Genomic DNA, 22,692 nt, shown 5'->3' with positions numbered 1-22,692 from the left:
ATACATAAATGCTAAAAAAAATATTTTTATTTTGTTTTTTATTGTTAAATTTAAATGCAACAGATACAAATTTATCTTTTGATTCTTCTAAGATAGAAACCAAAGCACCTAAAATAGAGCTTTCTCTTTCTAGTCTTTATCAAAATGCTGATGAGGTGGTAAAAGGTGTTATTTATATATTGGTTTTATTTTCCATTTTAGCATGGGCAGTTTTTATTTCCAAGCTTATGCAATTTTATTTTATGAAAAAAAATTTAGACTCATCCATACAAAAGATAAAAGAATTAAAAAATCTCAATGAATTAGATCAGACAAAGGATTTTGCAGGTGTTTTATCTTTAGAAATTCAAGATGAGCTTGAAAAAAGTGAATATAAAAATGATCACATAAAAGAGCGTATAGAATTGCGTTTGCAAAATACCATCTCAAAGCAAATCACAGCAAGCAAAAATGGCTTGAGTTTGCTTGCGAGTATAGGTGCTAGCGCACCTTTTATAGGGCTTTTTGGAACAGTTTGGGGGATTATGAATGCATTTATAGGTATAGCCAATCTTGGTAATGCCTCCTTAGCAGTCGTTGCACCGGGTATAGCTGAAGCCTTGTTTGCTACAGCTTTTGGCTTGGTAGCTGCTATTCCTGCGGTGCTTTTTTATAATTATCTTACAAGAAAAAATTTAAAACTTATGCACCATTTAGACGAGCTTGCAAATTTTGTTTATATACTTTTTCATAGGAGTTATTTTAATGATAAAAACTGAAATGGCTCACAAAGAAGAGGAGTTAAGTGAGATCAATATAACTCCTTTTATAGATATTATGCTTGTATTATTGATCGTTTTTATGGCTGTTACTCCTCTTATTACAAGTTCTATTAAGATAGAACTGCCTAAGAGTTCGCAGCAAGCAGAGGATAAGCTTAAAAATCCCATCATACTTTATTTAAATACCGATAATACTTTGGCTATTAATGATGATAAATTAAGCCTAGAAAATCTTTCAAGTGCTTTAGATATAAAAACCAAAGGCAATAAAGAAGAAATTATTTATTTTCATATCGATAAAAGTGTAAAGTATGAAGATATTATGCAAGTAATGCAAAAATTAAAAGAGAATGGCTATGGAAAAATAGCCCTTTCAAGTAAGAAGGTGGATTAATTATGAAATCTGGTATGATTTTTGGATTGGTGTCGAGTTTAATATTGCATGCTTTGGTATTAATGTTTTTTCTTTTTTCTTTCTATACTCAAGAAAAATCAAGCGGTGTTGATTTTAAACAAGGAGTGAAATTTACTTCCATTATGATGGTATCAGAGCTTCCTATCGGGGAATTAAAAGAAGTTTCGATTGATCAAAAAAAGAGTAATTCTCAAGATAAAAACAAAAAACAAGACGAAAGAATAAGTTTTAATTCTCAAGATAAAAATGCTGTATTAAAAGTTCAAAAAAAGATTGAAAAGCAAGATGAAAACCAAGCTCAAAAAGAAATAGCTAATGCAAGTGAAAATTCAAAATTTAAAAATGAATCGCTCAGTGCTCCGCTACAAAGTAATGAAGATAAAACACAAACTATAGTAAGTGGCAATGCCAAAGAACAAGTTAAAAGCTATCAAGCTTTGCTTATGGCTCATTTGACTAAATTTAAAAAATATCCTCAAGAAGCGATAATGCAAAAACAAGAAGGCGTTGTAAGAATTCGCGTAAGCATTGATGAAAGCGGAAATGTCTTAAGCAAAGAGCTTAAAAAATCTTGCCCTTATGCAGCGCTCAATGATGAAGCTTTAAGTTTATTTAAAAGAGCTTCTCCCTTGCCAAAGCCACCTAAAGAAATGTTAAAAAATGGTGATAAAATCAGTTTTGTTATGCCTATTGATTACAATATTAAAGACTATTTAGGTAAAAAATAAACTTTTCATTAAAAAAAGTTTATTAGAATTTTTATTTTAAAGGTGATGATTATGTTCTCTTCTTTTTTTAAAAGTAAAAAATGGGCTTTATGGGCTTATTTGGGACTTTTTTTACTGTTATTTTTCTTATATATACAAACAAGCTTAAATGTTGCGATCAATTCATGGTATAGTGATTTTTATAATGTTTTACAAAAACCAAAAATAGAGCTTTTAGATTCTAATACAACGCAAAAGGCGGAAGAGAAATTTGAAAACAATGCCACTTTAATCCAAGAGGCTAATCAAAGAGCCGAGCAAAATTTCCAAAAAGCTAATTTTATCAATAAAGGCGCACTTTATTATTATCAAAGCTTATTAGAGTATTTTTTTAATTCTAGGGCTATGATTGAAAAAGAAAGCTATTCTGCGAGTGATTTTTATGCTTTGATTTTGGTATTTTTAGCCATTGCCATTCCTTATGTTTTAATTGCAACGATTAATATTTATTTTGCTAGTGTTTATGCCTTTAAATGGCGCGAAGCTATGACTTTTTCTTATTTGAAATTTTGGAAAAATAAGGATGATAATATAGAAGGAAGTTCGCAAAGAATCCAAGAAGATACTTATAATTTTTCTAAAATTGTAGAAAGTTTAGGGCTTAGCTTTATAAAAGCTTTGATGACTCTTGTAGCCTTTATACCGATTTTATGGACTTTAAGCGATGTTGTAAGTAAGGCTTTATTTGCAAATTTAAGCGAGAATTCTAACTTTTATTTTTTAAAAAATATTGATGGTTTGCTTGTTTATGTTGCGCTTTTGATTTCTTTAGGGGGATTAATCGTATCTTGGTTTGTAGGGATTAAACTTCCAGGACTTGAATACAACAACCAAAAAGCTGAAGCAGCTTTTAGAAAAGAGCTTGTTTATGCTGAAGATAACCGCAAAGAATACGCTAAAAATGAAACCATGATAGAGCTTTTTACAGGGCTTAAATTCAATTATAAAAGACTTTTTTTGCACTACGGATATTTTAATATTTGGTTGATTTTATTTGAGCAAATGATAGTTATAGTGCCATTTTTAATCATGGCTCCAGGACTTTTTGCGGGAGCTATAGGACTTGGTATTGTAATGCAAATTAATAATGCTTTTGATCAAGTAAGAAGTTCTTTTAGTGTTTTTATCACCAATTGGACAACCATCACTCAACTTAGAAGTATATATAAGCGTTTAAAAGAATTTGAAAAAAACATCGAATACGCAAAAAATAAAAATCATTTATAAAAATATCTGAATTTGCTAAAAATTATTAAGGCGATGAAAAGTAAAAAGGCTGTGAAGATACATAAAAATTCCCAGCCAAAACTTTCATAATAAAAACTTGGTAATACAGAACCCAAAGCACCCCCACTGTAATAAAATGTCAAATAAATTCCATTAGCCAAGCCCTTTTTATCCGCGATCGAATTTAAAATCCCTGAAAATATACAATGACTTATAAACATTCCGCTACAAAATACAAACATAGCAAAAAAGGCAAAATAAAAATTCCCTACTATCATACAAAAACAACCCGCTATAAAAACCAAAAACCCAAATATAGCTGTGCGAATTTTTGAGCCTAAAATTTCTATGGTTTTACCTATAAGTAGTGAGCTTATCACTCCGGTTAAAAATCCTAAATAAACAAGTCCAATTTGAGTTTGGGTGATATCTTTTATGCTTTCTTTAAGATGAAAAGGTAAAAAACTTACTATGCTTTGAAAAGAGAAAAAGATAGTAAAAACACAAAATAATATCACCATAAATCTAAGCTCTTTAACAAAGGGTAAAAAATCCCTCAAGGAAGTTTGTGTGTTTAAGCTTATAGGATGTTCTTTAAAAAATAAAAACAAAAAACCACAAACCATCATCAAAATGCTAAAAAAATTCAAGGCAAAATGCCAAGAAAAAAGATCACTCAAAAAGCTCCCAAAAACCCTTCCAACAAAACCACCAAAAGTCGTAGCGCCTACATAAATGGCTATATTTTTTTGTATATTATCGCTTTCTAAGCGGCTAAGCAAGGTAAGAAGTGCTGTCAGTATAGCAGGTATACAAAGAGCTTGTAAAAATCTAAGAAATAGAAAAAAATAAAAATTATCGTTTAAATTCCCAATAATGCCAAAAACAGAACACAAAAACAATGAAACAACAAGAATTTTCTTTAAGGAAAAAATTTCAAGTAAATAACCATAAACCAAAGGCGCAACAGCCAAGGGAATAAGTGTAACACTGATTATCCAAGAAATTTGGTGCAAATTTACATGAAAATAATTAGATAATAAAGGTGCTATAGGTTGTGGAGCATAGACAATAGATAGGGTTAGTGTAGCACAAAAAATAATCAGAATTTTAAGCATTTTCATGTCTTAAATTAAACTCCAATGCAAATTAATTTTAGCTTAAAAACCATTTTTAAGCTAAAATTTTACTTTTAATTGTGTATAATTAAATATTTTATTTATAAGGAGCTTTTATTGGACCCCAGTCAGGTTTTAGATTTAAACCAAACTTTACCTACAGCATCTTTTGATGCAGGATATTCTATACTTATGGTTGTCATCGCACTAGCTTTAGTGCTTTTAAATGGCTTTTTCGTTTTGTCTGAATTTAGTATTGTTAAAGTGCGTCGTTCAAAACTTGAAGAAATGGTTAAGGAAAAAAAAGTAGGTGCTAAAAAAGCACTAGAAGTTACTTCAAGACTTGATACCTATCTTAGTGCTTGTCAGCTAGGGATTACTTTAAGTTCTCTAGCTCTTGGTTGGATAGGTGAGCCTGCTATAGCAAAAATGTTGGAAATTCCTCTTGCAAATCTTGGATTTAATGGAGTTATTATCCATACTATAGCTTTTATTATCGCCTTTAGTATCATCACTCTTTTGCATGTGGTTTTAGGCGAGCTTGTTCCAAAAAGCATTGCAATTGCTATTGCAGATAAAGCTGTGCTTTGGGTAGCAAGGCCTCTTCATTGGTTTTGGATACTTTTCTTGCCTTGTATTAAAATTTTTGATTTTCTTGCGGCTATGACTTTGAAGCTTTTTGGTATCAAGCCTGCCAAAGAAAGCGAATTAACTCATAGTGAAGAAGAGATTAAAATCATAGCAAGCGAAAGCCAAAAAGGCGGTGTTTTGGATGAATTTGAAACTGAAATTATCCGCAATGCGGTTGATTTTTCAGATACTGTTGCAAAAGAAGTGATGACACCTCGTAAAGATATGATTTGTCTAAATAAACAAAAAACTTATGCTGAAAATATGCAAATTATTTGTGAGCATAAGCATACGCGTTTTCCATATATAGATGGTTCTAAAGATACTATTTTAGGTATGATACATATACGAGATATAGTGCAAAATGAGCTTAGTGATAAGAGTGAAAATTTAGATACTTTTGTTAAGCCTTTGATTTTGGTTCCTGAAAATATCAGCATTTCAAAAGTTCTTGTGATGATGAATAAAGAGCGTTCTCACACTGCGCTTGTGATTGATGAATACGGTGGAACGGCTGGAATTTTAACCATGGAAGATATCATGGAAGAAATTATCGGTGAGATTAAGAGTGAAAATGAAGAAGATAGCTATAAAAAACTTGCTGAAAATATCTATGAGTTCCAAGGTCGTTGCGATATAGAAACTGTTGAAGAAATGCTTTTGATAAGCTACGATGAGGATTTAGAGCAAGTAACGATAGGGGGTTATGTGTTTAACCTTTTAGGACGCTTGCCTGTAGCGGGCGATCGCATTGAAGATGAGCTTTGTTACTATGAAGTTAAAAAAATGGATGGTAATTCTATAGAGCGCGTTAAAGTGGTTAAAAAAACCAACAAAGATGAAGAATAAGCCTTTTTGGCTTATTTCTTTCTATAAACTTTATTTTTAAGTTCTATGCACTCAAAACCCTTTTTATCTAAGGTTACTATACGCAAATGTCCCCCATCATCTACCTTGCCTTCGCATAAAAACACTCTTTTTTCTATTTGTATAGGTAATTTTGTGCGGTTTCTATGTCCAAAGATTTGATAAACATTGTCTTTTGTAAATTCACAAAACTGACTTGCTACTTTTTGACTCTCTTCATAATCTCCCACACCATAAATAAAATCATAACTTGGCATAAAGCTGATTTGATAAGCCTTAGAAGGCAAAGAATTTACTCCACCATGCGAGCAAAAAACTTGCTTTTCATGAAATTTATAATACAAACATTCTTTTAAGTAAGGATAAAACTTTCTAGCATCTCTAGGCGTAAGTTTTTCTTTTCTAAAATCCTTAAGCGTGTTTTCGTTAAATTCTTTAGAGCTTGATAATTCTCCATTGGCCCATTTTATCAAATGTCTTTCATGATTTCCTTCAAGCAAATATACATTTTCTCTCTCACAAATTTTAAGTAAAAATTTCAAAACCTTACCATTTTCTATACCCCTATCGATATAATCTCCTAAAAAGATATAGCATTCATCGTCTTTGATCTCTTGTAGATATTCTTTTAAGACACTAAAGCAGCCTTGAATATCACCTATGTGATGAATTTTTTTATACTTGCTAAGATTAGGCATTTGATAAAGACATTTTTTCCAATCATCAGGATTTAAAATCGTGTATTTTTTAGGAGTTCTTTCAAGCAAGTGATGAGTTTTTTTTAAAAGTGATTGTGAGACTATATAGCCGCGTTCCTTGACTTTTTGCTCGTTTTTTCTAAGACATTCTTCTAAAGAGCTTTTAAAATCTATAATATAAATATCATAGCGATATTGTTTAGCTAGCTCTTTGTAAACCTTAAGGGTTTCATTATAAGCGTTAATGATGCAAAATTCACCTTTTTGCATACGCATTTCTAAAAATTGAAGCAGAATTTTATATAATTCTTCATCATTTTTTAGATTTAAATTTTTGTATTTGCTTACGATTTTACTTACACTCCCTGAAAGCAAACGCAAAGAATTTAAATCAAGAGTATAATCTTTTAAGCGATTTTCTTTGATAAATTCTTCTTGTCCTGCGTAGTAATTCCCCCTTAAAATAAGTAAAATACGCAAATTCTTTCCTAAATTTTCTTTAAAAATTCAGTCTTTAGTACAATAACGCCAAATTTATCTACTTTAGCTTCAATTTCATTTTCTTTAGAAGTAAGTTTGATATTTTTTATCGTTGTTCCGCGTTTTAAAGTAGTGCTAGCACCTTTAACCTTTAAATCCTTTATCACGCTTACACTATCTCCAGTATTTAATTCTGTTCCATTTGCATCTTTAGGCATTTTTTCCTTTTTTAAATTTTTGTATCATTATATATTTTATCATCATTTTCTAAGATTTTTCTTGAGCTAAACGCTTCTTTTTGATATAGATATTGATAGATTCTACACCCAAAGAAAAAGCCATAGCAAAATATACATAAGCTTTTGAAATATGAAAATCCAAACCTTCAGCGACTAAAGTTACACCAACTAAAATCAAAAATGCCAGAGCTAAAATCTTAATCGTTGGATTATCATCAACGAAATTTGAAATACTTTTACTTGCAAGCATCATCACAAAAACAGCTACAACCACTGCAATCATCATAATTTCTATATTATTAACCATACCTACAGCAGTAATAACCGAGTCGAGTGAAAAAACAATATCTAAAACAGCAATTTGTATCAATATGCTAAAAAATCCTCTTTTAGCTCCCTCTTTTAAAACCTCTTCATCGCTTTTTTCTCCAGCATTATCGATATCATGATGAATTTCAAGTGTAGATTTTGCTATCAAAAACAATCCACCTAAGATTAAAATAATATCCCTTCCTGAAATTTCTTGTGAAAATACGCTAAAAAGCGGAGTTGTAAGTTTCATAATCCAAAATAAAGAAAGGAGCAATAACAAACGCGTAATCATCGCCAAACTTAAACCAAAAATTCTTGCTCTTTGTCTTTTTTCCTTAGGGAGTCTTCCTACCAAAATAGCGATAAAAATGATATTATCTATCCCTAAAACAATCTCTAAGCCAATCAAAGTCGCTAGAGCGATCCACATTTCAGCACTAAAAATCCACTCGAACATAACTTTCCTTAAAATTTGAAATTTTTTAAAGTGTAATTTTATAACTTCAAAGCAAATAGCATATATAAAAAAATTCATTATAATATCTAAAAATTTTAAAGCTTGATAAACTGGCAAAAATCAAGCAAGAAATATTAAAATCTTTTAATCTTGAGTATTTAAAATACCGATAAAACACTCAAGTAAATTTAATTTTCTAAAATTTAGCGATAAAATATCTTAACTTAATGACAATTTTCAAAAATTTCTACTACACTTAAGGGTAAAATTTCATGCTCTAGGGCGTGAATTTTTGCTTCAAATTCTTCAAAGGTTAAATTTTGTTTTTCAAAAGCCTTTTGAGCGATGATTTTTCCTCCATCTAATTCTTCATTTACCCAATGCACACTCACTCCAGCTACTTTCATATCGCTTTCATAGCTTTCTTTGATAGCATGAGCTCCTTTAAAAAGGGGCAGTAAAGATGGATGAAGATTGATTGCTTTGATATTTTTTGTAAAAACAGGGCTTAAAATTCGCATAAATCCAGCCAAGATAGTAAGATCTGCTCCGCTTTCTTTGATTTTTTTTACCAAAATTTCGTCAAATTCTTCTCTGTTTTTATAATCTTTGTGTTCAATGATCACGCTTTCAAGGTCAAAGTTTTTAGCTCTTTGTATCCCATAAGCATCTTTTTTATTGCAAAGACAAAGCACGACTTCATAGGTGTTTTTACCTATAGTTTTTTTATGAAGTTTTTCTAAGATATTTTGTAAATTACTTCCATTTCCACTAAAAAGTACCGCTAATTTTACAAGCATTTTAATCCTTTTATAAGTTTTATTGCATCGAAGCTGTTTTTGTTAAATTTATATTTTTTAGCCACAAGAGCGTGTGCTAAACAAGCATTTTTAGCCGCTTCCAAAGCGCTGAATTTTACCCCTAAAAGCGCAGCTATCATACCGCTTAAAACATCGCCACTTCCGCCTTTTGCTAAAGCTTCATTTCCAAGATTTACAACAAAGATTTTTTCTTTTTGTATGATGATAGGATTTACACCCTTTAAAACAAGAACACAATCATAATTTTGTGCAAATTTTTTAGCATAAAAAAAGCGATTTCTTTGCAAATCTTCTATACTTAAATCCTCATCAAAACACATTTTATAAAGTCTTATAAATTCTTTTGGATGCGGGGTGATGACTACATCTTTTCTACTTAGATACCAAAGCACAGCTTCACTTAAAAAGCAATTTGCATCCAAAACCAAAGGAATATTTTGCAAAATCTCATCTTTTAAAATATCTAAATTTTCAAGTCCCATACCTAAAGCAATGGCACTTGCATTATCTTCAATCTTTTCTTTTAATATTAAAAGAGGTGAAAAACTTTTTTTTGCAACTAAGGATACAAGCCCGCTACCAAAATTTAAAGCCCCAAGTCCTGCTAGGGTTCCTGCACTTGCACTAGCTATTATATAGATATGACCAAAATTTCCTTTATTGGAGTTTGTATTTCTTTCTATGGTTTTTAAATCTTTTTCTTCAAGTAAAAAAGCTTTGGAATCAAGACTAAATTTTTTAGCATTGATACCTAGGTTTGCGAGTTTGATTTTGCCTACAAATTCTTTAGCAAAATCCTCAAGCAAAATTTCTTTTAAAGCTCCCATACACTGCGTGATATCGGCTTTAAAGCAAGGAGTAAAACCCAAATTTGTAGGTATGTCACAAGCGATTTTTAAAGCTTTACTTTGATTTACCTTTTCTAAAATTTCTTTTGTTTTTTCATCTACTTCGCGGTTTGTTCCTGTGCCTAAGATACAATCAATAATAATATGAAATTTTTTAAATTTAGGCTCTTTTTTTGCAAATTTAAAACCAAAATTTTTTAAAATTTGCTCTTGTTTTTTAAAAATTTCATTTTCTTTAAAGCCTAGTTTATAAGCTTTTGCATGCTTTAAATTTCTTAAAGCTACTAGGCCATCAGCAGCGTTATTGCCTCCGCCCAATAAAAAAAGTATTTTTACTTTCTTTATCTTGTATTGTTTGCGAATTTTTTTTGCTTCTTTTTTGATAAGCTTAGCTAAATTTAATCCTGCGTTTTCCATTAAAATAAGCTCATCTAAGCCTTTATTTATAGCATTTTGTTCTAAAGTTTTAATATCATCAGTAATAGTTTTCATAATCTTTTTTCACCAGAAAATAAATATTTTTTTCTCGCTCTTCTTCAAATTTTTTCATTTTGGGTAAAAATTTCTGAATTAAAGCACGAAAATTTTTAAAGCCATAATTTTGCGGATTAAAATCAGAATATTTGCGGTTCATATTGGTGCGAATTTGCGCGTATTCGGCGCGTCCTTTTTCATCGATGAGTTGTTCTGTGATATTGATCAAAGCTCTTAAATAATCCTTGCTTAAAATATCTTCTTTTTTGTTTTCATCTTGATCAAGGTAAAAAAACTCACTAAAAGCGTTTACATAGGATTTTATAGACTTTTCAAGACCCATTCCTATAACTTGCTTTTTGTTTTCTCTTAGTTTTTGAATGAGCGAGGTATAGTCACTATCGCTAGAAACAATGACAAAAATATCAATATCTTTCTCATAAAATATACTCATAATTTCAGTGATTAAATACATATCACTTGAATTTTTATTGGCTGCGAAATTAAACTGCTGCATAGCGATTAAAGAATACTCAGCAATTTGCTCTTTCCAAGCTTGAATATTTTTTTGAGTCCAATCTCCATAAATACGCTTGATAATTATTTCACCATAATCCGAAGCGATATCAAAAATACTTTTTGCGTATTTTGCGGGTATATTTTCCGCATCAATAAAAATAGCTATACTTTTATTTTCCAATTTAACTCCTCATCCTAAAACTCAAAGCTTCTAAAATATGATTTTTACTAAGAAGTTCTTTTTCTTCAAAATCTGCAATAGATCTTGAAACTTTTAAAATTTTATTTAAAGCTCTTTGTGAAAGATTATAACGCGAAATGGCTAAATCCAAAGTATCCTTGGCATCTTTTTCTAAAATACAAAATTTTTGCAATTCTGTATCGTTTAATTTGCCATTAAATTCTTTTTGGCCACGTTTTTTGCCAAAGATAAAAGCCTTTAAAATTCTTTCACTCATTTCCTTTGAATTTATACTTGACTTATCATCTTTGCTGATCTCATCCATAGCTACATAAAGATCAATTCTATCCATAATAGGGGCTGAAATATGATTTTTATATCTTTTAATCTCATTTTCACTGCAAACGCAAGATAGGTTTTTAGAAAATAAATTTCCACACGGACAAGGATTTTGAGCGGCAATAAAACTGAATTTAGTTTCATAAGTCGTTTTTGAATTGACTCTTGAAATATGAATTTTATGATCTTCTAGAGGTTCTCTTAGACTTTCGATAATCTGTTTGTTAAAATGAGGAAATTCATCAAAAAATAAAACTCCTCCATTAGCTAGAGCGATTTCACCTATCTTCGCATTTTTTGCTCCACCACCAAAAATACTAGCTCTTGTAGAGGTATGATGAGGGTGTCTTAAGGCTCTTTTTTGCGTAAATTCACAATCTTTAGAATTTAAAGACATATAAGCATTTTGCATTAAAACCTCATCTAAACTTTGCGGAGGCATAATTTCAACAAGGCGTTTTGCACACATACTTTTGCCACTTCCTGGACTTCCTTCAAAAAGTATATTATGCATGCCTAGTGCTGCTATCAAACAAGCTCTTTTAGCTTTTTCTTGTCCTTTGATATCTTTAAAATCAAGTTCAAAATGATGATTTTTAATAAAAATTTCATTTTCTATAATCAAAGGATTTGCAAATAAAGGATGGCTTTGGATGAATTTGAATTTCTCATAGTTTTTTTCTTTAAAAAATTCAATCACTTCATTTAAATGCTCAAGTCCATAAATTTCTAGATTAGGTATCATAGAAGCTTTTAGAGCTATATTTTTTGGGACTACAACTTTTGCACTTTTTACCTTTGTGGATAAAAATAAAAGTAAAGAAAAAAGCTCATTAGTGCTTTTGATACTTCCATCAAGGCCAAGCTCGCCTACCACAAAAAAATCATCAAAGTCTTCATTTTGCAACAATATAAGCGTAGCGATAACTAAATCAAAATGAGAACCTTTTTTTGGAATTCCTGAAGGGCTAAGATTGATGGTGATTTTTTTAGCAGGAAATGAAAAATTGCAAGTTAAAAGTGTGGCTTTGATACGCTCGATACTTTCTTTGATTGCAATATTTGCAAGTCCGACTATGCTTAAATTAGGCAAGCCTCTTGTAAATGTAGACTCTACATCGATGATATCTAAATTCTCATCAAAGCTTACACATTGTAATTTTTTCATTTAGATTTTTTTTGATTTTTAAGTTTCTTTTTAAATTCTTTATCAAATTTTTGTCTTTTTAAAAAAGAAATCTTTTCTATAAATAAATGACCATTAAGATGATCATTTTCATGCTGGATAGCCACAGCTAAAAATCCTTGAGCTTCTAATTCTTTAAAATTTCCAAAGCGATCTTGATATTTAAGCAAGATATGATTATAACGCTCCACTTCTTCAAAGAAGTCAGGCACGCTTAAACAACCCTCAGTGCAGGTGATTTTTTCTTCATCTAAAGGAATGATTTGTGGATTTATAATTTCTAGTAAGTCTTCTTTTTTCTGCTCTTCATTTTCATCTAAAATATTTACGATCAATGCACGAAGTGGGATATCTACTTGTATAGCAGCCAAACCCACTCCTTGACTAGCAATCATAGTATCATACATATCATCAAGCAAAGTATGAAGTTCTTGATCAAATTGCTTTACAGGTTCAGAATTTAAAAAAAGCCTAGAATTAGGATAAGTGATAATTTTTCTAACCATAAAATAACCTTTATTTAAATGATTTTACTCATTTAAAACTTTTTTCTAAAACCTTATCGATCAAACCATACTCTTTAGCTTCTTGTGCTGACATGAAAAAATCTCTTTCTGTGTCTTTTACTATTTTAGCGACTTTTTGCTTGGTATTTTTTGCCAAGATATCATTAAGTATAGCTTTTAATCTTAAAATTTCTTTAGCTTGAATTTCTATATCCGTAGCCTGTCCTCTTGCACCACCTAAAGGCTGATGTATCATGATGCGTGAATTAGGCAAAGCAAAACGCTTGCCTTCTGTTCCACAACTCAATAAAAATGCACCCATAGACGCAGCTTGACCTATGCAGATAGTACAAACATCAGGCTTGATATAATTCATAGTATCATAGATACTAAAACCGCTTGTGATCACGCCACCTGGAGAATTGATATAAAGATATATATCTTTTTGTGGATCTTCAGCTTCTAAAAAAAGAAGCTGTGCTACGATAGAAGCGGCAAGTTCATCGTGAATTTCGCCACTTAGCATAATGATTCTGTCTTTTAAAAGGCGTGAATAAATGTCATAACTTCTTTCACCGCGGCTTGTTTTTTCGATTACATAAGGTATGTACATTATTTATCTTCTTTCTCTTTTTTACTTGCTTTATCGGTTTTTAGCATAAAAATATCGCTGAAAAGTTTTTCTTCGATCAAAGCCATTTTTACTGCAGGTAAAGCCCCTTGTTTTTTATAATTTTCTAAATGTTCTTTTGGATTCATTCCATAACGATAAGCTTCAAAATAAATCGCTTGAATCAATTCTTGATCATTTACTTCAATCTTACGCAATTTTGCAAGTTCATCAATGATAAAAGTAAGTTTTACACTTTTTTGTGCTTCTTCTTTAAAAGAATCACGTTTTTCTTGATATTTTTCTTTACTTGCTTTAAGCTCTTCAATTTCTTTTTCGCTAAATGTGTTAAATGCGTTGCGGAATTGCATATCAGTTTCTTGCTCTACTATACCGCGTGGTAAGTCAAAATTATATTTTTCGATTAAAGCATCAGCAAATTTAGCTTTTAGCTCATCATTTACAAGCTTGAAAAGCTTTTCATTTTTAATTTGCTCTTTAAGTTTTTCATCTAAAAGCTCAACTGTTGGTTTTTCTTCATTTGGTAAAAGTTTTTTGAGTGTTTCTTCATCAAGTTCAGGCAATTTCAATTCTTGAATTTCGTGTAATTTTACTTTAAATACCGCATCTTTTCCAGCTAAATGTGCTGCGCCGTATTCTTTAGGAAAAGTTACTTTTATATCTTTTTCTTCTCCGCTTTTCATTCCTACCATACCTTCTTCAAAGCCTGGTATAAATTGTTTAGAACCTATTTCTAAAACATAATTTTCAGCTTTACCCCCATCAAAAGCTTTCTCATCTACAAAACCTTCAAAATCAAATTTTGCAAAATCACCCTCTTTTAAAGCTCTTTTGGTTTTTATAGCTTCAGGAGTAGTAAAACGCTTTAAAAGTTCATCTTTTTTCTCATCAATTTCTTTTTTACTTACTTTTGGAGTTTGATATTCAGGGATGAGTTTTTCATAACCCTCAAGTTTGATTTCAGGTTTAAAAGAAAGTATTAATTCAGCAATAATTTCTCCATCTTTACGATCAAATTTTTCAAAATATGGCTCACCTACAAGCTCTTTATTTTCTTTTTTAAGTTCTTGTAAAGCGCTATTTACAGCGGATTTAAAAAGATTTTGTTCTGCATCTTGAGTGAGCTCTCTTTCATATCTTTTAAGTACGGCACTTACAGGAACTTTTCCTGGTCTAAACCCATCCATTTTTACACTTTTAGAAGCTTTTTTTGCTAAATTTTCTACTTCACTTTTGATCATTCCTGAAGGAATTTTTACACTAGCAGTCGCATTAACAGAATCTAGTTGCTTTGCCTTTACTTCCATAGTTTTTTTCCTTATAAAATAAAATTTGCCTTCAATGATAGCAAATTTTTCCTTATTACTTGCATAAAATTTTAAAGTAATTTATGATAAAATTGCAATATTACATTATTATTAAAATATAAAAAATATTTTTGGAGAAAAATTTGCAAAAAAAATTCGAAAATTGCGTAAGAACTATGCTTGAAATTATGGGAGAAAATCCAAATCGTGAAGGGCTTATTAAAACGCCAAATCGTGTTTTTAAAGCTTATGAATTTCTTACTAGTGGTTATACGCAAAATGTCAAAGAAATTTTAAATGACGCTTTATTTGAAAGTTCTAATAATGAAATGGTTTTAGTGCGTGATATAGAATTTTATAGTCTTTGCGAGCACCATCTTTTACCTTTCTTTGGTCGTGTGCATGTGGCTTATATCCCTAATCAAAAAGTAGTAGGTTTAAGCAAAATTCCACGCCTTGTAGAAGTGTTTGCAAGAAGACTTCAAATTCAAGAACAACTTACTGAACAAATCGCACAAGCTTTAATGGAAAATGTTGATGCAAAAGGCGTAGGTGTAGTCATAGAAGCAAGACATATGTGTGTTGAAATGCGTGGAGTGCAAAAAGCTAATTCCACCACTACAACTTCAGCTTTGCGTGGAATTTTCTTGAAAAATGAAAAAACCAGAGAGGAATTTTTTTCTCTCATAAACTCTGCTAAACAGGTAAGATTTTAATGAATCTTGAAAAACTACGCTCCAAACTTGGTAAAGAAAATTTAAGTGCTATTTTTGGAGAGATTACAAAAATTTCTGCTACGAGTATAGAAATTCGTGGGCTTAAAACAGGGGTTGGAGATATAGTGAAGCTAGTTTCCAATGAAAATGAAAATTTAAACACTCTAGCTATGGTCGTAGAAATCAAGGAACAATTTAGCTATTTAAGCCCTTTTTCTTTTATAGAAGGTTTCAAAATAGGCGACCGCGCTTTTATAAGTGATGCAGGAATGCAAATAGGCGTTAGTGATGAGCTTTTAGGAAGAGTGGTGGATCCTTTTATGCGCCCTAAAGATGGCAAGGGTGCCATAGAAGCAACTAAATATATGCCTATCATGCGTGCACCTATTGATGCGATGAAAAGAGGACTTATAGAAGAGGTTTTTCCTGTGGGAGTTAAAACCATAGACGCGCTTTTAACTTGTGGCGTGGGACAAAAATTAGGCATTTTTGCAGGAAGTGGCGTAGGAAAATCCACCCTTATGGGTATGATAGTTAAAAATTCAAAAGCTCCTATTAAAGTCGTCGCACTTATAGGCGAAAGGGGACGCGAAATTCCTGAATTTATACAAAAAAATTTAGGTGGAAAGCTTGATGATACAGTGATTATCGTTGCAACGAGTGATGATAGTGCTTTGATGCGTAAATACGGTGCTTTTTGTGCAATGAGTGTGGCTGAATACTTTAAAGAACAAGGTAAAGATGTACTTTTTATCATGGATAGTGTAACGCGTTTTGCTATGGCGCAAAGAGAGATAGGACTTGCTCTTGGTGAGCCTCCTACTACAAAAGGTTATCCTCCAAGTGTTTTAAGTCTTTTGCCTCAACTTATGGAAAGAACAGGAAAAGAAGAAGGTAAAGGAACTATAACGGCATTTTTTACTGTTTTGGTTGATGGAGATGATATGAGCGATCCTATCGCCGATCAAAGCCGTTCTATCTTAGATGGACACATTGTTTTAAGTCGTGAATTAACAGACTTTGGAATTTATCCTCCTATTAATATACAAAATTCAGCTTCAAGGGTAATGAGCGATATTATAAGTCCTGAACACAAACTTTGGGCTAGGAAATTTAAGCGCTTAAATTCGCTTTTGAAAGAAAATGAAGTATTGCTTCGTATCGGAGCTTATCAAAAAGGTAGCGATAAGGAGCTTGATGAAGCTATAGCTAAAAAGGAATTTATGCAAAAATTTTTAGGACAAAATCCCGAAGAAAGCTTTGAATTTGAAGAAACTATAAGACTTTTAAGTCAAATTGATGCTAATGTCGCTCCTAATGCTATGCAACAAAATATCAACATGGGAAGTTCTAACGCAACACTGCCTAATCCAAACCTTAAATAATCTCATTTTGCATCAAAAAAATTTCATTCCATAAAAACAAATCAATACCTAACCAAACAAGGTATTGATAAGCATATCCATTCAAATCTTTTCTTTGAAAGTAAAATTGAATTTTTTGCTATAAAATACCAAAATTCTTTCTAATAAATTCTCTACGATTCTTTTATCAATAGATATAAAAAATTTAGAAATTCTATTTATAAACTTAATATTGTTATAATTTTTAAAAATTTCATTCTCTTTAGGATATAAAATAATGAAAAAAATATTGCTTTTTTTTATATTTTTGGGGCTTTTTAAATCCTTTCTTTATGCTAAAACTTTACAATCAAATGAAAATTCAAATCTACCTTTAATCAGTGTAAGCATAGCCCCACAAGCTTTTTTTGTTAAAAAAATAGCAGGCGATACTCTAAATATCAACATTTTATCTACAAATATACACAAGCCAAAATCCAAATCAAACTCTATGAAAAAGCTTGAAAAAAGCGAACTTTACTTTACTATAGGTTTAGATTTTGAAAAGAATTTGACAGATAGATTAAAACAAAAATTTCCAAAAATTGAAATCATAGACATGCAAGAAAATATTTCCCTAGCTAAAGCTAGTTCTAGTGACTCTGAAGAAATTTTAGATCCTTTCACATGGCTTGATCCCATTTTGGTTCAAAATATAGCCTTAAATACCTACAATGCTCTAGTTCAAAAATACCCACAAAATAAAAGCTTATACAAGCATAATTTAGATAAATTTTTAACAGAGTTAGATGTCTTAAATTTACAAATCTCTTCAAAATTACAAAAAGTAAAAAATAAAGAATTTATAACATATCATCCCGCTTGGTCATACTTTTCCAAGCGTTATAATCTTGTGCAAAATTATGAGGCGGCTTTAGAAAAAAAGCTAAAAAATGAAGATTTGAAAAATTTAGGTAAGTTGATTAAAGAAAAAAATATTAAAGTTGTTTTTGTACAAACTCGTTTCCCTGAAAATGCAGCAAAAACACTTGCCAAAGAATGTGATGCAAAAATTTACAAAATAGATTACCTATCTTATGATTGGGAAAATGAGCTTTTAAAAACAGCCAATGCTTTTCATGAAAATTTATAATTAGGTTTTTTAATGCTTTTTCTTGAAATATCAAATCTTAATTACGCTTACAATAACGAAACAATTTTAAAAAATATCAACTTAAGCTATGATAGTAAAGATTTTCTTTCCATCATAGGCCCTAATGGCGCAGGAAAATCAACACTCGTAAAACTTATCTTAGGACTTTTAAAGACTAAAAAAACTATCAATTTTCATGGACTTAAAAAAAATGAAATCGGCTATGTCCCTCAACACACTCTAGCTAATCCTAACTTTTGCCCAAGGGTTATAGAAATCGTTTTAATGGGACTTGTCAATAAAAAAATTTTTGGTTTTTATAGCAAAAAAGATAAAAACAAAGCCTTAGAAGCTCTAGCAAGTGTGGGTATGCAGGATTTTTGGGATAGAAAAATCAATGAATTAAGCGGAGGTCAAAAGCAGCGCGTTTTTATCGCTAGAGCTTTAGTCGATGAATGTAAAATGCTGATCTTAGATGAGCCTACAGCAAGCGTTGATAGCAAATCTGCGATTCAAATTTTTGAACTTTTGAGCTCTTTGCATGAAAAGGGTATAGGAATTTTACTCATTTGCCACGATATCAATCTCGTGCTTGCTTATAGTGATAAAATCGCGTATTTAAACAAAGAACTCTTTTTGCATACCAATACCAAAGAAAAAGACAAAAGCGTATTTTTAAAACACCTTTATGAAAATCATTCGCATTTTTGCGATGTAGAAATGAGTTTAAATTCTTGCTTTTGCGATGAAGAAAATTGTGAGAAGAAAAAAATTTGTGAACAAGAATTTGCAAGAAGAAATTTAAAAAAATCAAATTTTAAAAAAGAAAATTTTTGTTTGAAATTTTCAAAGGAAAGCCATGTTTGAAATTTTAAATTTCACCTTTTTTCAAAATGCTTTATTGGCTGCGGTTTTAGTCAGCATTGCTTGTGGAGTCGTAGGTACGCTTGTGATGATAAATCGACTCTTTTCCATAGCAGGAGGCATCACGCATGGGGCTTTTGGGGGTATTGGTATAGCGTTTTATTTTTCTTTGCCTATATTGATCAGCACAGGTATTTTCACGCTCTTTTTAGCCTTTTTGGTAGCATTTTTATCGAAGCGTTATGAGCACAGAAGCGATAGCATAGTCGCTGTGATTTGGGCTTTTGGGATGGCTTTTGGGATCATACTTATAGATTTAAGTCCAGGTTATAGCACGGATTTGATGGCTTATCTTTTTGGAAATATTTTAGCAGTAGGAATGCAAGATCTATGGCTGATGGCGATAGTAGATGGGGTGGTGATTGTTTTAATGCTTTTATTTTATAGACAATTTGAAGCTTTAAGCTTTGATGTCGAATTTGCAAAAGTGCGAGGGATAAATACAAGCTTTTTTCATTATCTTTTAATCGCACTTATGGCATTTTGCATAGTGATTTCTATACGCCTTGTGGGGATTATTTTGATCATGGCTTTACTTAGCATACCTAGCTTTATAGCTGAAAATTTTACAAAAAAACTAGGTTTAATAATGATTTTAGCAAGTGTATTGAGTATGATTTTTTGCGTTTTAGGGCTTATAATAAGCTATTATTTTAATCTCTCAAGCGGTGCTTGTATCATAGCTGTAGCTTGCTTTGGCTTTTTGATACACTTGCTAGCAAAGTTTTTACTAAAAAGGTAAAGGTGCAAAAATCACTTGCACTTTTATATTTGTTTTCAAAGGGCTATTATCATTTAAAAATACCAAATGCTCATTTGCATTGAATTCTAATTCTTTTATTGTATTTTGCAAACTCATCGTTCTTTCACATAAAGGATAGATCAATTTAATATCATGAATTTTAAATTTACAAGCATAAGCAAACATTTGATACAAATCACTTTGCGCTATGCCATGCTTTTTATCTTCATTGCTATCTGGAATTTTCCACTTGGTATCTAAAATCGTTTCATTTTCTATATACAAATCAGGCTTTAACATAAAGCATTTTTCACCCTTTTTTGAGATCAGGTATTTTCCGCTGCTTTGAGTTTTGATATTTTGAGTCGGATTTGCTTTTTTTAGCATATGAGCTACATAATCTTCAAAAAGTTTTTCCATAGGAAAAAGCAAGGCAAAAGCTTCATTTTTGCCCTTATAAGGTGCAAAAGTTTGATTTTGCAAAAAGATCTTACACCAAGAAAGTAGATTTTCATAATAATCAAAATGTCTTGAAATTTTATAAGTGAAATCTTTTTCATAATTTGTAGAAAATCCCACCTCATCAAACATTTCCAAAGCTTTGATGATTTTAAATTTATGGTGAGTGGTTTTGGATTTTAAAAGATTGAGAGTGGATTTTATAAGGCGATTGGGCGCAATATCGAGCATAAATTCATCACTTTGAGTGAAAAATCTTTCTTTATGAACTAAATTTTGTTTTAAATGTTGGCTAAATTGCAATTTTCCTTTAAGAAAATTTCTATTTTCTTCAATGCTTATATAATCCTTTTTCAAACCCTTTTTATAAACCCCGTCCAATTCATCCAAAAACATTGCGATAAATACCTCTAGCAAAGGCATTTTAGAAATTTGCAAAGATGAAATTTGGGATTTTTTAAAAGGAGAATTTTTTAAGGTTTTTAGCATATTGATTAAAAGGGTTTTGGGATTGAAAGCAAAATCCTCTCCATAAAAATTCTCACTGGTTTTAGCTTGACTTATTTGATTTAAAATATAATTTTTTAGTAGTTTTTCTTTCGAGATAGTAGATAATTTGCACTCTTTATCTTTATAACCGTCCAAATTTGTACATTTTGGTAAAATTTCTAAAACTCCACTTTTGGTTTGGATAATGCCTACATAATTTTTAGCTGTTAGGGTGTTTTTGTTTTTAAAGCCTAGAAAATTTTCATTATTTTTAGCAAAGTCTTCTAGCTCTTGATAGAATTTTTTAGCCTTTTCTTTGAAAATTCCTTGTAAATCTTCTTTAGAAAAAGCTTGGTGTTCGATGATGGAAAAAGCGTTATTGTTCATCATTTTTATATATTTTTATAAAAGTATTTTCATTCCAAACTTTACTATCGCTAAATTTATAAATAACCTTATCGCTATCTACATTATCTAAATTTTTTATTTTCTGTAAATATTTATCATCTTCTTTATCTTTATAAATCATACCATTATCATTTAAAACCGCGCTAATTAAAGCATAGTCATTATAAAAATACTCCTGCAAAAGTGGGATGATTTTATTTTGAAAAACTTTTTTTAAATCCTCCAAATTTTCAACACCTATAAAAAACGCATGTCCTATAGTTTTTTCTCTATCGAGCAAGTATTCTATACGAGTGTTTATAGCTTCTAATAATTTTTGTAAATCTACACCTTCACAATTATCAGACAATTTACTAACATCAGGTATCATCTCTACAAATTCAAATCTTCTTCTTAAGGCTGTATCAAGAGAAGTGATACTTCTATCGGCTGTATTCATAGTACCTAGAATATATACATTTTTAGGCACTCCAAATTTTTTACCGCTATAAGGCAAAGTAACTTTTAATTCCTCGCTTTCACCTATTCTTTTACTAGGCTCTATCAAGGTAATAAGCTCACCAAAAATCTTACTTACATTACCGCGATTGATTTCATCGATGATGATTATGTAAGAATTTAAAGAATTGCTACTAATTTTATTATCTTCGGTTTTCAATACTGCTTGTTTTTCATACTCTTTAAATTTATTTACTAAATTAAAATAATAAGTATGTGTTCTATCAGCATAATCTCTATCAAATACTTTTTTAAACATTTCAACAGCACTATTAAATTCAATATTAGATTTTAATAATGTTATAAATGTAGATAAACTTAATTTAAAAACACCGTCAAACCTTTCTACATCTTCACTATAAATTTCAATTGTATTATTATTGAAGCTATTGATAAAAAAATTTCCACCTTTTGTTTTGCTAATAGGCTCATTTGTTTCTAAAAGTCGATTTAAAAATTTTTCGACTTTTTCTCGTAGCTCTATCTTTTCTCTCAACTCTTCTGTATTTAAATTACTATTTTCATAATTTTCCAAAGCCTTATTACATATATCTTTAAAAACTCCATCTTTTATTTCATATTTTAATTCTCGAGAATTTGCTCCATTGCTCATCATAGGTTTTATACCCTCGACAAATTCTTCATATCCATAGCTTTGATGAAAAGTTATAAAAACTATTTGTCCATTTTTTACATACTCATCAAATTTAGCTTTTTTCTCATCTCTACTTTTTAAATTTTCGCCCAAGATTTCCAAAGCCTTATCTATAGTATGGTAAGTTTTTCCTGTACCTGGAGGCCCATAAAGAATTTGATTTGAGAGTGTGCTTTTCAACATATTACCATCCTTTATAATTTTAAAATCATCTTTAGAAAATACATTTTTTGGTATAGCAAAAAATTTACAATTTTTATAATATCTATAAAAATATTTTCCATTTTTGCTCATAGTTTTGAGATAATTAAAAACAGGTGAGGTCCATCTATAACCTTGACTTTTAGTATGAAATTCATCTATCAATCCACCCTCTTGATAAACATACACACTCATACCGCCATTTTTTACAACTGCTTCTTTAAATTCATCCTCATCTTTTGGAAAATGGTAATACACATTACTATTTTGATCTGCTTTGCTTATTTTCCAATCGTATTTATTTTCTAGCATTGTATGCCT

23 protein-coding genes are annotated in these 22,692 nt (G+C 30.6%); 10 read left to right on the top strand and 13 right to left on the bottom strand.

The window, feature by feature from the left end; genetic code table 11:
• The first annotated feature begins 8 nt into the window (after nucleotides 1-8).
• Genes BGS43_RS05930 through BGS43_RS05915 form a run of 4 tightly spaced genes read left to right on the top strand, consistent with a single transcriptional unit; the run spans nucleotide 9 to nucleotide 3,170 of the window.
• The gene (locus BGS43_RS05930) at nucleotides 9-758 is read left to right on the top strand and encodes a MotA/TolQ/ExbB proton channel family protein (protein ID WP_061210574.1); all 750 of its coding nucleotides are present in this window, start codon (nucleotides 9-11) and stop codon (nucleotides 756-758) included.
• The gene (locus BGS43_RS05925; protein WP_002780077.1) at nucleotides 745-1,155 is read left to right on the top strand and encodes a biopolymer transporter ExbD; all 411 of its coding nucleotides are present in this window, start codon (nucleotides 745-747) and stop codon (nucleotides 1,153-1,155) included. Before BGS43_RS05930 ends, BGS43_RS05925 begins: the two co-directional genes overlap by 14 nt.
• Before the next feature lie 2 nt (nucleotides 1,156-1,157).
• Nucleotides 1,158-1,904: an energy transducer TonB family protein gene (locus BGS43_RS05920; protein ID WP_042962648.1), complete on the top strand. Its 747-nt coding sequence runs from the start codon at nucleotides 1,158-1,160 to the stop codon at nucleotides 1,902-1,904.
• A 45-nt stretch (nucleotides 1,905-1,949) separates the two neighbouring features.
• A complete protein-coding gene (locus BGS43_RS05915) occupies nucleotides 1,950-3,170 on the top strand; it encodes a putative transporter (protein WP_096569173.1) in 1,221 nt (406 codons plus the stop codon).
• Here the strand turns inward: BGS43_RS05915 and BGS43_RS05910 are convergent.
• Nucleotides 3,161-4,288, bottom strand: a complete 1,128-nt coding sequence (locus BGS43_RS05910) for an MFS transporter (protein ID WP_025399313.1) — start codon at nucleotides 4,286-4,288, stop codon at nucleotides 3,161-3,163. The genes BGS43_RS05915 and BGS43_RS05910 overlap by 10 nt on opposite strands.
• 117 nt (nucleotides 4,289-4,405) lie before the next feature.
• Here BGS43_RS05910 and BGS43_RS05905 point away from each other — a divergent pair, with 117 nt between their 5' ends.
• On the top strand, nucleotides 4,406-5,767 hold the full coding sequence (locus tag BGS43_RS05905) for a hemolysin family protein (RefSeq protein WP_002825643.1): 1,362 nt from the start codon (nucleotides 4,406-4,408) through the stop codon (nucleotides 5,765-5,767).
• A gap of 11 nt (nucleotides 5,768-5,778) precedes the next feature.
• Here the strand turns inward: BGS43_RS05905 and BGS43_RS05900 are convergent, their stop codons facing one another.
• From BGS43_RS05900 to tig, 10 genes are all read right to left on the bottom strand, one after another.
• Nucleotides 5,779-6,963, bottom strand: a complete 1,185-nt coding sequence (locus BGS43_RS05900; RefSeq protein WP_025399314.1) for a serine/threonine protein phosphatase — start codon at nucleotides 6,961-6,963, stop codon at nucleotides 5,779-5,781.
• Between the two features lie 8 nt (nucleotides 6,964-6,971).
• On the bottom strand, nucleotides 6,972-7,181 hold the full coding sequence (locus BGS43_RS05895; RefSeq protein ID WP_057032142.1) for an alkylphosphonate utilization protein: 210 nt from the start codon (nucleotides 7,179-7,181) through the stop codon (nucleotides 6,972-6,974).
• Nucleotides 7,182-7,230: 49 nt separating this feature from the next.
• Nucleotides 7,231-7,971, bottom strand: coding sequence for a TerC family protein (locus BGS43_RS05890; protein WP_002785461.1), 741 nt, complete (start codon nucleotides 7,969-7,971; stop codon nucleotides 7,231-7,233).
• Between the two features lie 224 nt (nucleotides 7,972-8,195).
• The gene (purN, locus tag BGS43_RS05885; protein WP_002825646.1) at nucleotides 8,196-8,771 is read right to left on the bottom strand and encodes a phosphoribosylglycinamide formyltransferase; all 576 of its coding nucleotides are present in this window, start codon (nucleotides 8,769-8,771) and stop codon (nucleotides 8,196-8,198) included.
• Nucleotides 8,762-10,132, bottom strand: a complete 1,371-nt coding sequence (locus tag BGS43_RS05880; protein ID WP_002825647.1) for a bifunctional ADP-dependent NAD(P)H-hydrate dehydratase/NAD(P)H-hydrate epimerase — start codon at nucleotides 10,130-10,132, stop codon at nucleotides 8,762-8,764. The genes purN and BGS43_RS05880 overlap by 10 nt, the downstream gene beginning before the upstream one ends.
• Nucleotides 10,116-10,814: an NYN domain-containing protein gene (locus tag BGS43_RS05875; RefSeq protein ID WP_002778537.1), complete on the bottom strand. Its 699-nt coding sequence runs from the start codon at nucleotides 10,812-10,814 to the stop codon at nucleotides 10,116-10,118. The genes BGS43_RS05880 and BGS43_RS05875 overlap by 17 nt, the downstream gene beginning before the upstream one ends.
• Before the next feature lies 1 nt (nucleotide 10,815).
• A complete protein-coding gene (locus tag BGS43_RS05870; protein ID WP_025399315.1) occupies nucleotides 10,816-12,321 on the bottom strand; it encodes a YifB family Mg chelatase-like AAA ATPase in 1,506 nt (501 codons plus the stop codon).
• The gene (def, locus tag BGS43_RS05865; protein ID WP_002825650.1) at nucleotides 12,318-12,845 is read right to left on the bottom strand and encodes a peptide deformylase; all 528 of its coding nucleotides are present in this window, start codon (nucleotides 12,843-12,845) and stop codon (nucleotides 12,318-12,320) included. The genes BGS43_RS05870 and def overlap by 4 nt, the downstream gene beginning before the upstream one ends.
• 28 nt (nucleotides 12,846-12,873) lie before the next feature.
• Entirely contained in the window at nucleotides 12,874-13,458 is a 585-nt protein-coding gene (gene clpP / locus BGS43_RS05860) for an ATP-dependent Clp endopeptidase proteolytic subunit ClpP (RefSeq protein WP_002783575.1), read from the bottom strand.
• A complete protein-coding gene (tig, locus tag BGS43_RS05855) occupies nucleotides 13,458-14,783 on the bottom strand; it encodes a trigger factor (RefSeq protein WP_057041759.1) in 1,326 nt (441 codons plus the stop codon). Before tig ends, clpP begins: the two co-directional genes overlap by 1 nt.
• 143 nt (nucleotides 14,784-14,926) lie before the next feature.
• On the opposite strand from tig, the gene folE reads away from it, so the two are divergent.
• The 5 genes from folE to BGS43_RS05830 all read left to right on the top strand — a co-directional run bounded on the left by folE (nucleotide 14,927) and on the right by BGS43_RS05830 (nucleotide 19,661).
• Nucleotides 14,927-15,499 carry a GTP cyclohydrolase I FolE gene (gene folE, locus BGS43_RS05850; protein ID WP_044600875.1) on the top strand — a complete coding sequence of 191 codons (573 nt, stop codon included), beginning with the start codon at nucleotides 14,927-14,929 and terminating at the stop codon, nucleotides 15,497-15,499.
• On the top strand, nucleotides 15,499-16,884 hold the full coding sequence (gene fliI / locus BGS43_RS05845; RefSeq protein WP_057044584.1) for a flagellar protein export ATPase FliI: 1,386 nt from the start codon (nucleotides 15,499-15,501) through the stop codon (nucleotides 16,882-16,884). Before folE ends, fliI begins: the two co-directional genes overlap by 1 nt.
• A gap of 256 nt (nucleotides 16,885-17,140) precedes the next feature.
• A complete protein-coding gene (locus BGS43_RS05840; RefSeq protein ID WP_096569170.1) occupies nucleotides 17,141-17,995 on the top strand; it encodes a metal ABC transporter solute-binding protein, Zn/Mn family in 855 nt (284 codons plus the stop codon).
• A 12-nt stretch (nucleotides 17,996-18,007) separates the two neighbouring features.
• Nucleotides 18,008-18,862, top strand: a complete 855-nt coding sequence (locus tag BGS43_RS05835) for a metal ABC transporter ATP-binding protein (RefSeq protein ID WP_096569167.1) — start codon at nucleotides 18,008-18,010, stop codon at nucleotides 18,860-18,862.
• Entirely contained in the window at nucleotides 18,855-19,661 is an 807-nt protein-coding gene (locus tag BGS43_RS05830; protein WP_002778637.1) for a metal ABC transporter permease, read from the top strand. Before BGS43_RS05835 ends, BGS43_RS05830 begins: the two co-directional genes overlap by 8 nt.
• On the opposite strand, the gene BGS43_RS05825 is transcribed toward BGS43_RS05830, so the two are convergent.
• Nucleotides 19,650-20,999: an McrC family protein gene (locus tag BGS43_RS05825; protein ID WP_002788906.1), complete on the bottom strand. Its 1,350-nt coding sequence runs from the start codon at nucleotides 20,997-20,999 to the stop codon at nucleotides 19,650-19,652. The two genes, BGS43_RS05830 and BGS43_RS05825, sit on opposite strands and share 12 nt — an antisense overlap.
• Entirely contained in the window at nucleotides 20,986-22,683 is a 1,698-nt protein-coding gene (locus BGS43_RS05820; protein WP_096569164.1) for an McrB family protein, read from the bottom strand. Before BGS43_RS05820 ends, BGS43_RS05825 begins: the two co-directional genes overlap by 14 nt.
• Between the last annotated feature and the right edge of the window lie 9 nt (nucleotides 22,684-22,692).

It is taken from the genome of Campylobacter sp. 110, assembly GCF_002383965.1.
Taxonomy (GTDB): domain Bacteria; phylum Campylobacterota; class Campylobacteria; order Campylobacterales; family Campylobacteraceae; genus Campylobacter_D; species Campylobacter_D coli.
The sequence above is the reverse complement of the archived record's forward strand: the minus strand, read 5'-3'. Positions and strand labels throughout refer to the sequence as shown.

Excerpts from the sequence above, each read along its gene's own strand:
- BGS43_RS05830 (WP_002778637.1), top strand. The coding sequence starts at position 18,855 with ATGTTTGAAATTTTAAATTTCACCTTTTTTCAAAATGCTTTATTGGCT.
- fliI (WP_057044584.1), top strand. The coding sequence starts at position 15,499 with ATGAATCTTGAAAAACTACGCTCCAAACTTGGTAAAGAAAATTTAAGT.
- BGS43_RS05915 (WP_096569173.1), top strand. The coding sequence starts at position 1,950 with ATGATTATGTTCTCTTCTTTTTTTAAAAGTAAAAAATGGGCTTTATGG.
- BGS43_RS05910 (WP_025399313.1), bottom strand. The coding sequence starts at position 4,288 with ATGCTTAAAATTCTGATTATTTTTTGTGCTACACTAACCCTATCTATT.
- BGS43_RS05840 (WP_096569170.1), top strand. The coding sequence starts at position 17,141 with ATGAAAAAAATATTGCTTTTTTTTATATTTTTGGGGCTTTTTAAATCC.
- BGS43_RS05835 (WP_096569167.1), top strand. The coding sequence starts at position 18,008 with ATGCTTTTTCTTGAAATATCAAATCTTAATTACGCTTACAATAACGAA.
- BGS43_RS05870 (WP_025399315.1), bottom strand. The coding sequence starts at position 12,321 with ATGAAAAAATTACAATGTGTAAGCTTTGATGAGAATTTAGATATCATC.
- clpP (WP_002783575.1), bottom strand. The coding sequence starts at position 13,458 with ATGTACATACCTTATGTAATCGAAAAAACAAGCCGCGGTGAAAGAAGT.
- BGS43_RS05880 (WP_002825647.1), bottom strand. The coding sequence starts at position 10,132 with ATGAAAACTATTACTGATGATATTAAAACTTTAGAACAAAATGCTATA.
- BGS43_RS05825 (WP_002788906.1), bottom strand. The coding sequence starts at position 20,999 with ATGATGAACAATAACGCTTTTTCCATCATCGAACACCAAGCTTTTTCT.
- def (WP_002825650.1), bottom strand. The coding sequence starts at position 12,845 with ATGGTTAGAAAAATTATCACTTATCCTAATTCTAGGCTTTTTTTAAAT.
- BGS43_RS05890 (WP_002785461.1), bottom strand. The coding sequence starts at position 7,971 with ATGTTCGAGTGGATTTTTAGTGCTGAAATGTGGATCGCTCTAGCGACT.
- BGS43_RS05930 (WP_061210574.1), top strand. The coding sequence starts at position 9 with ATGCTAAAAAAAATATTTTTATTTTGTTTTTTATTGTTAAATTTAAAT.
- BGS43_RS05920 (WP_042962648.1), top strand. The coding sequence starts at position 1,158 with ATGAAATCTGGTATGATTTTTGGATTGGTGTCGAGTTTAATATTGCAT.
- BGS43_RS05895 (WP_057032142.1), bottom strand. The coding sequence starts at position 7,181 with ATGCCTAAAGATGCAAATGGAACAGAATTAAATACTGGAGATAGTGTA.
- tig (WP_057041759.1), bottom strand. The coding sequence starts at position 14,783 with ATGGAAGTAAAGGCAAAGCAACTAGATTCTGTTAATGCGACTGCTAGT.
- BGS43_RS05820 (WP_096569164.1), bottom strand. The coding sequence starts at position 22,683 with ATGCTAGAAAATAAATACGATTGGAAAATAAGCAAAGCAGATCAAAAT.
- BGS43_RS05925 (WP_002780077.1), top strand. The coding sequence starts at position 745 with ATGATAAAAACTGAAATGGCTCACAAAGAAGAGGAGTTAAGTGAGATC.
- purN (WP_002825646.1), bottom strand. The coding sequence starts at position 8,771 with ATGCTTGTAAAATTAGCGGTACTTTTTAGTGGAAATGGAAGTAATTTA.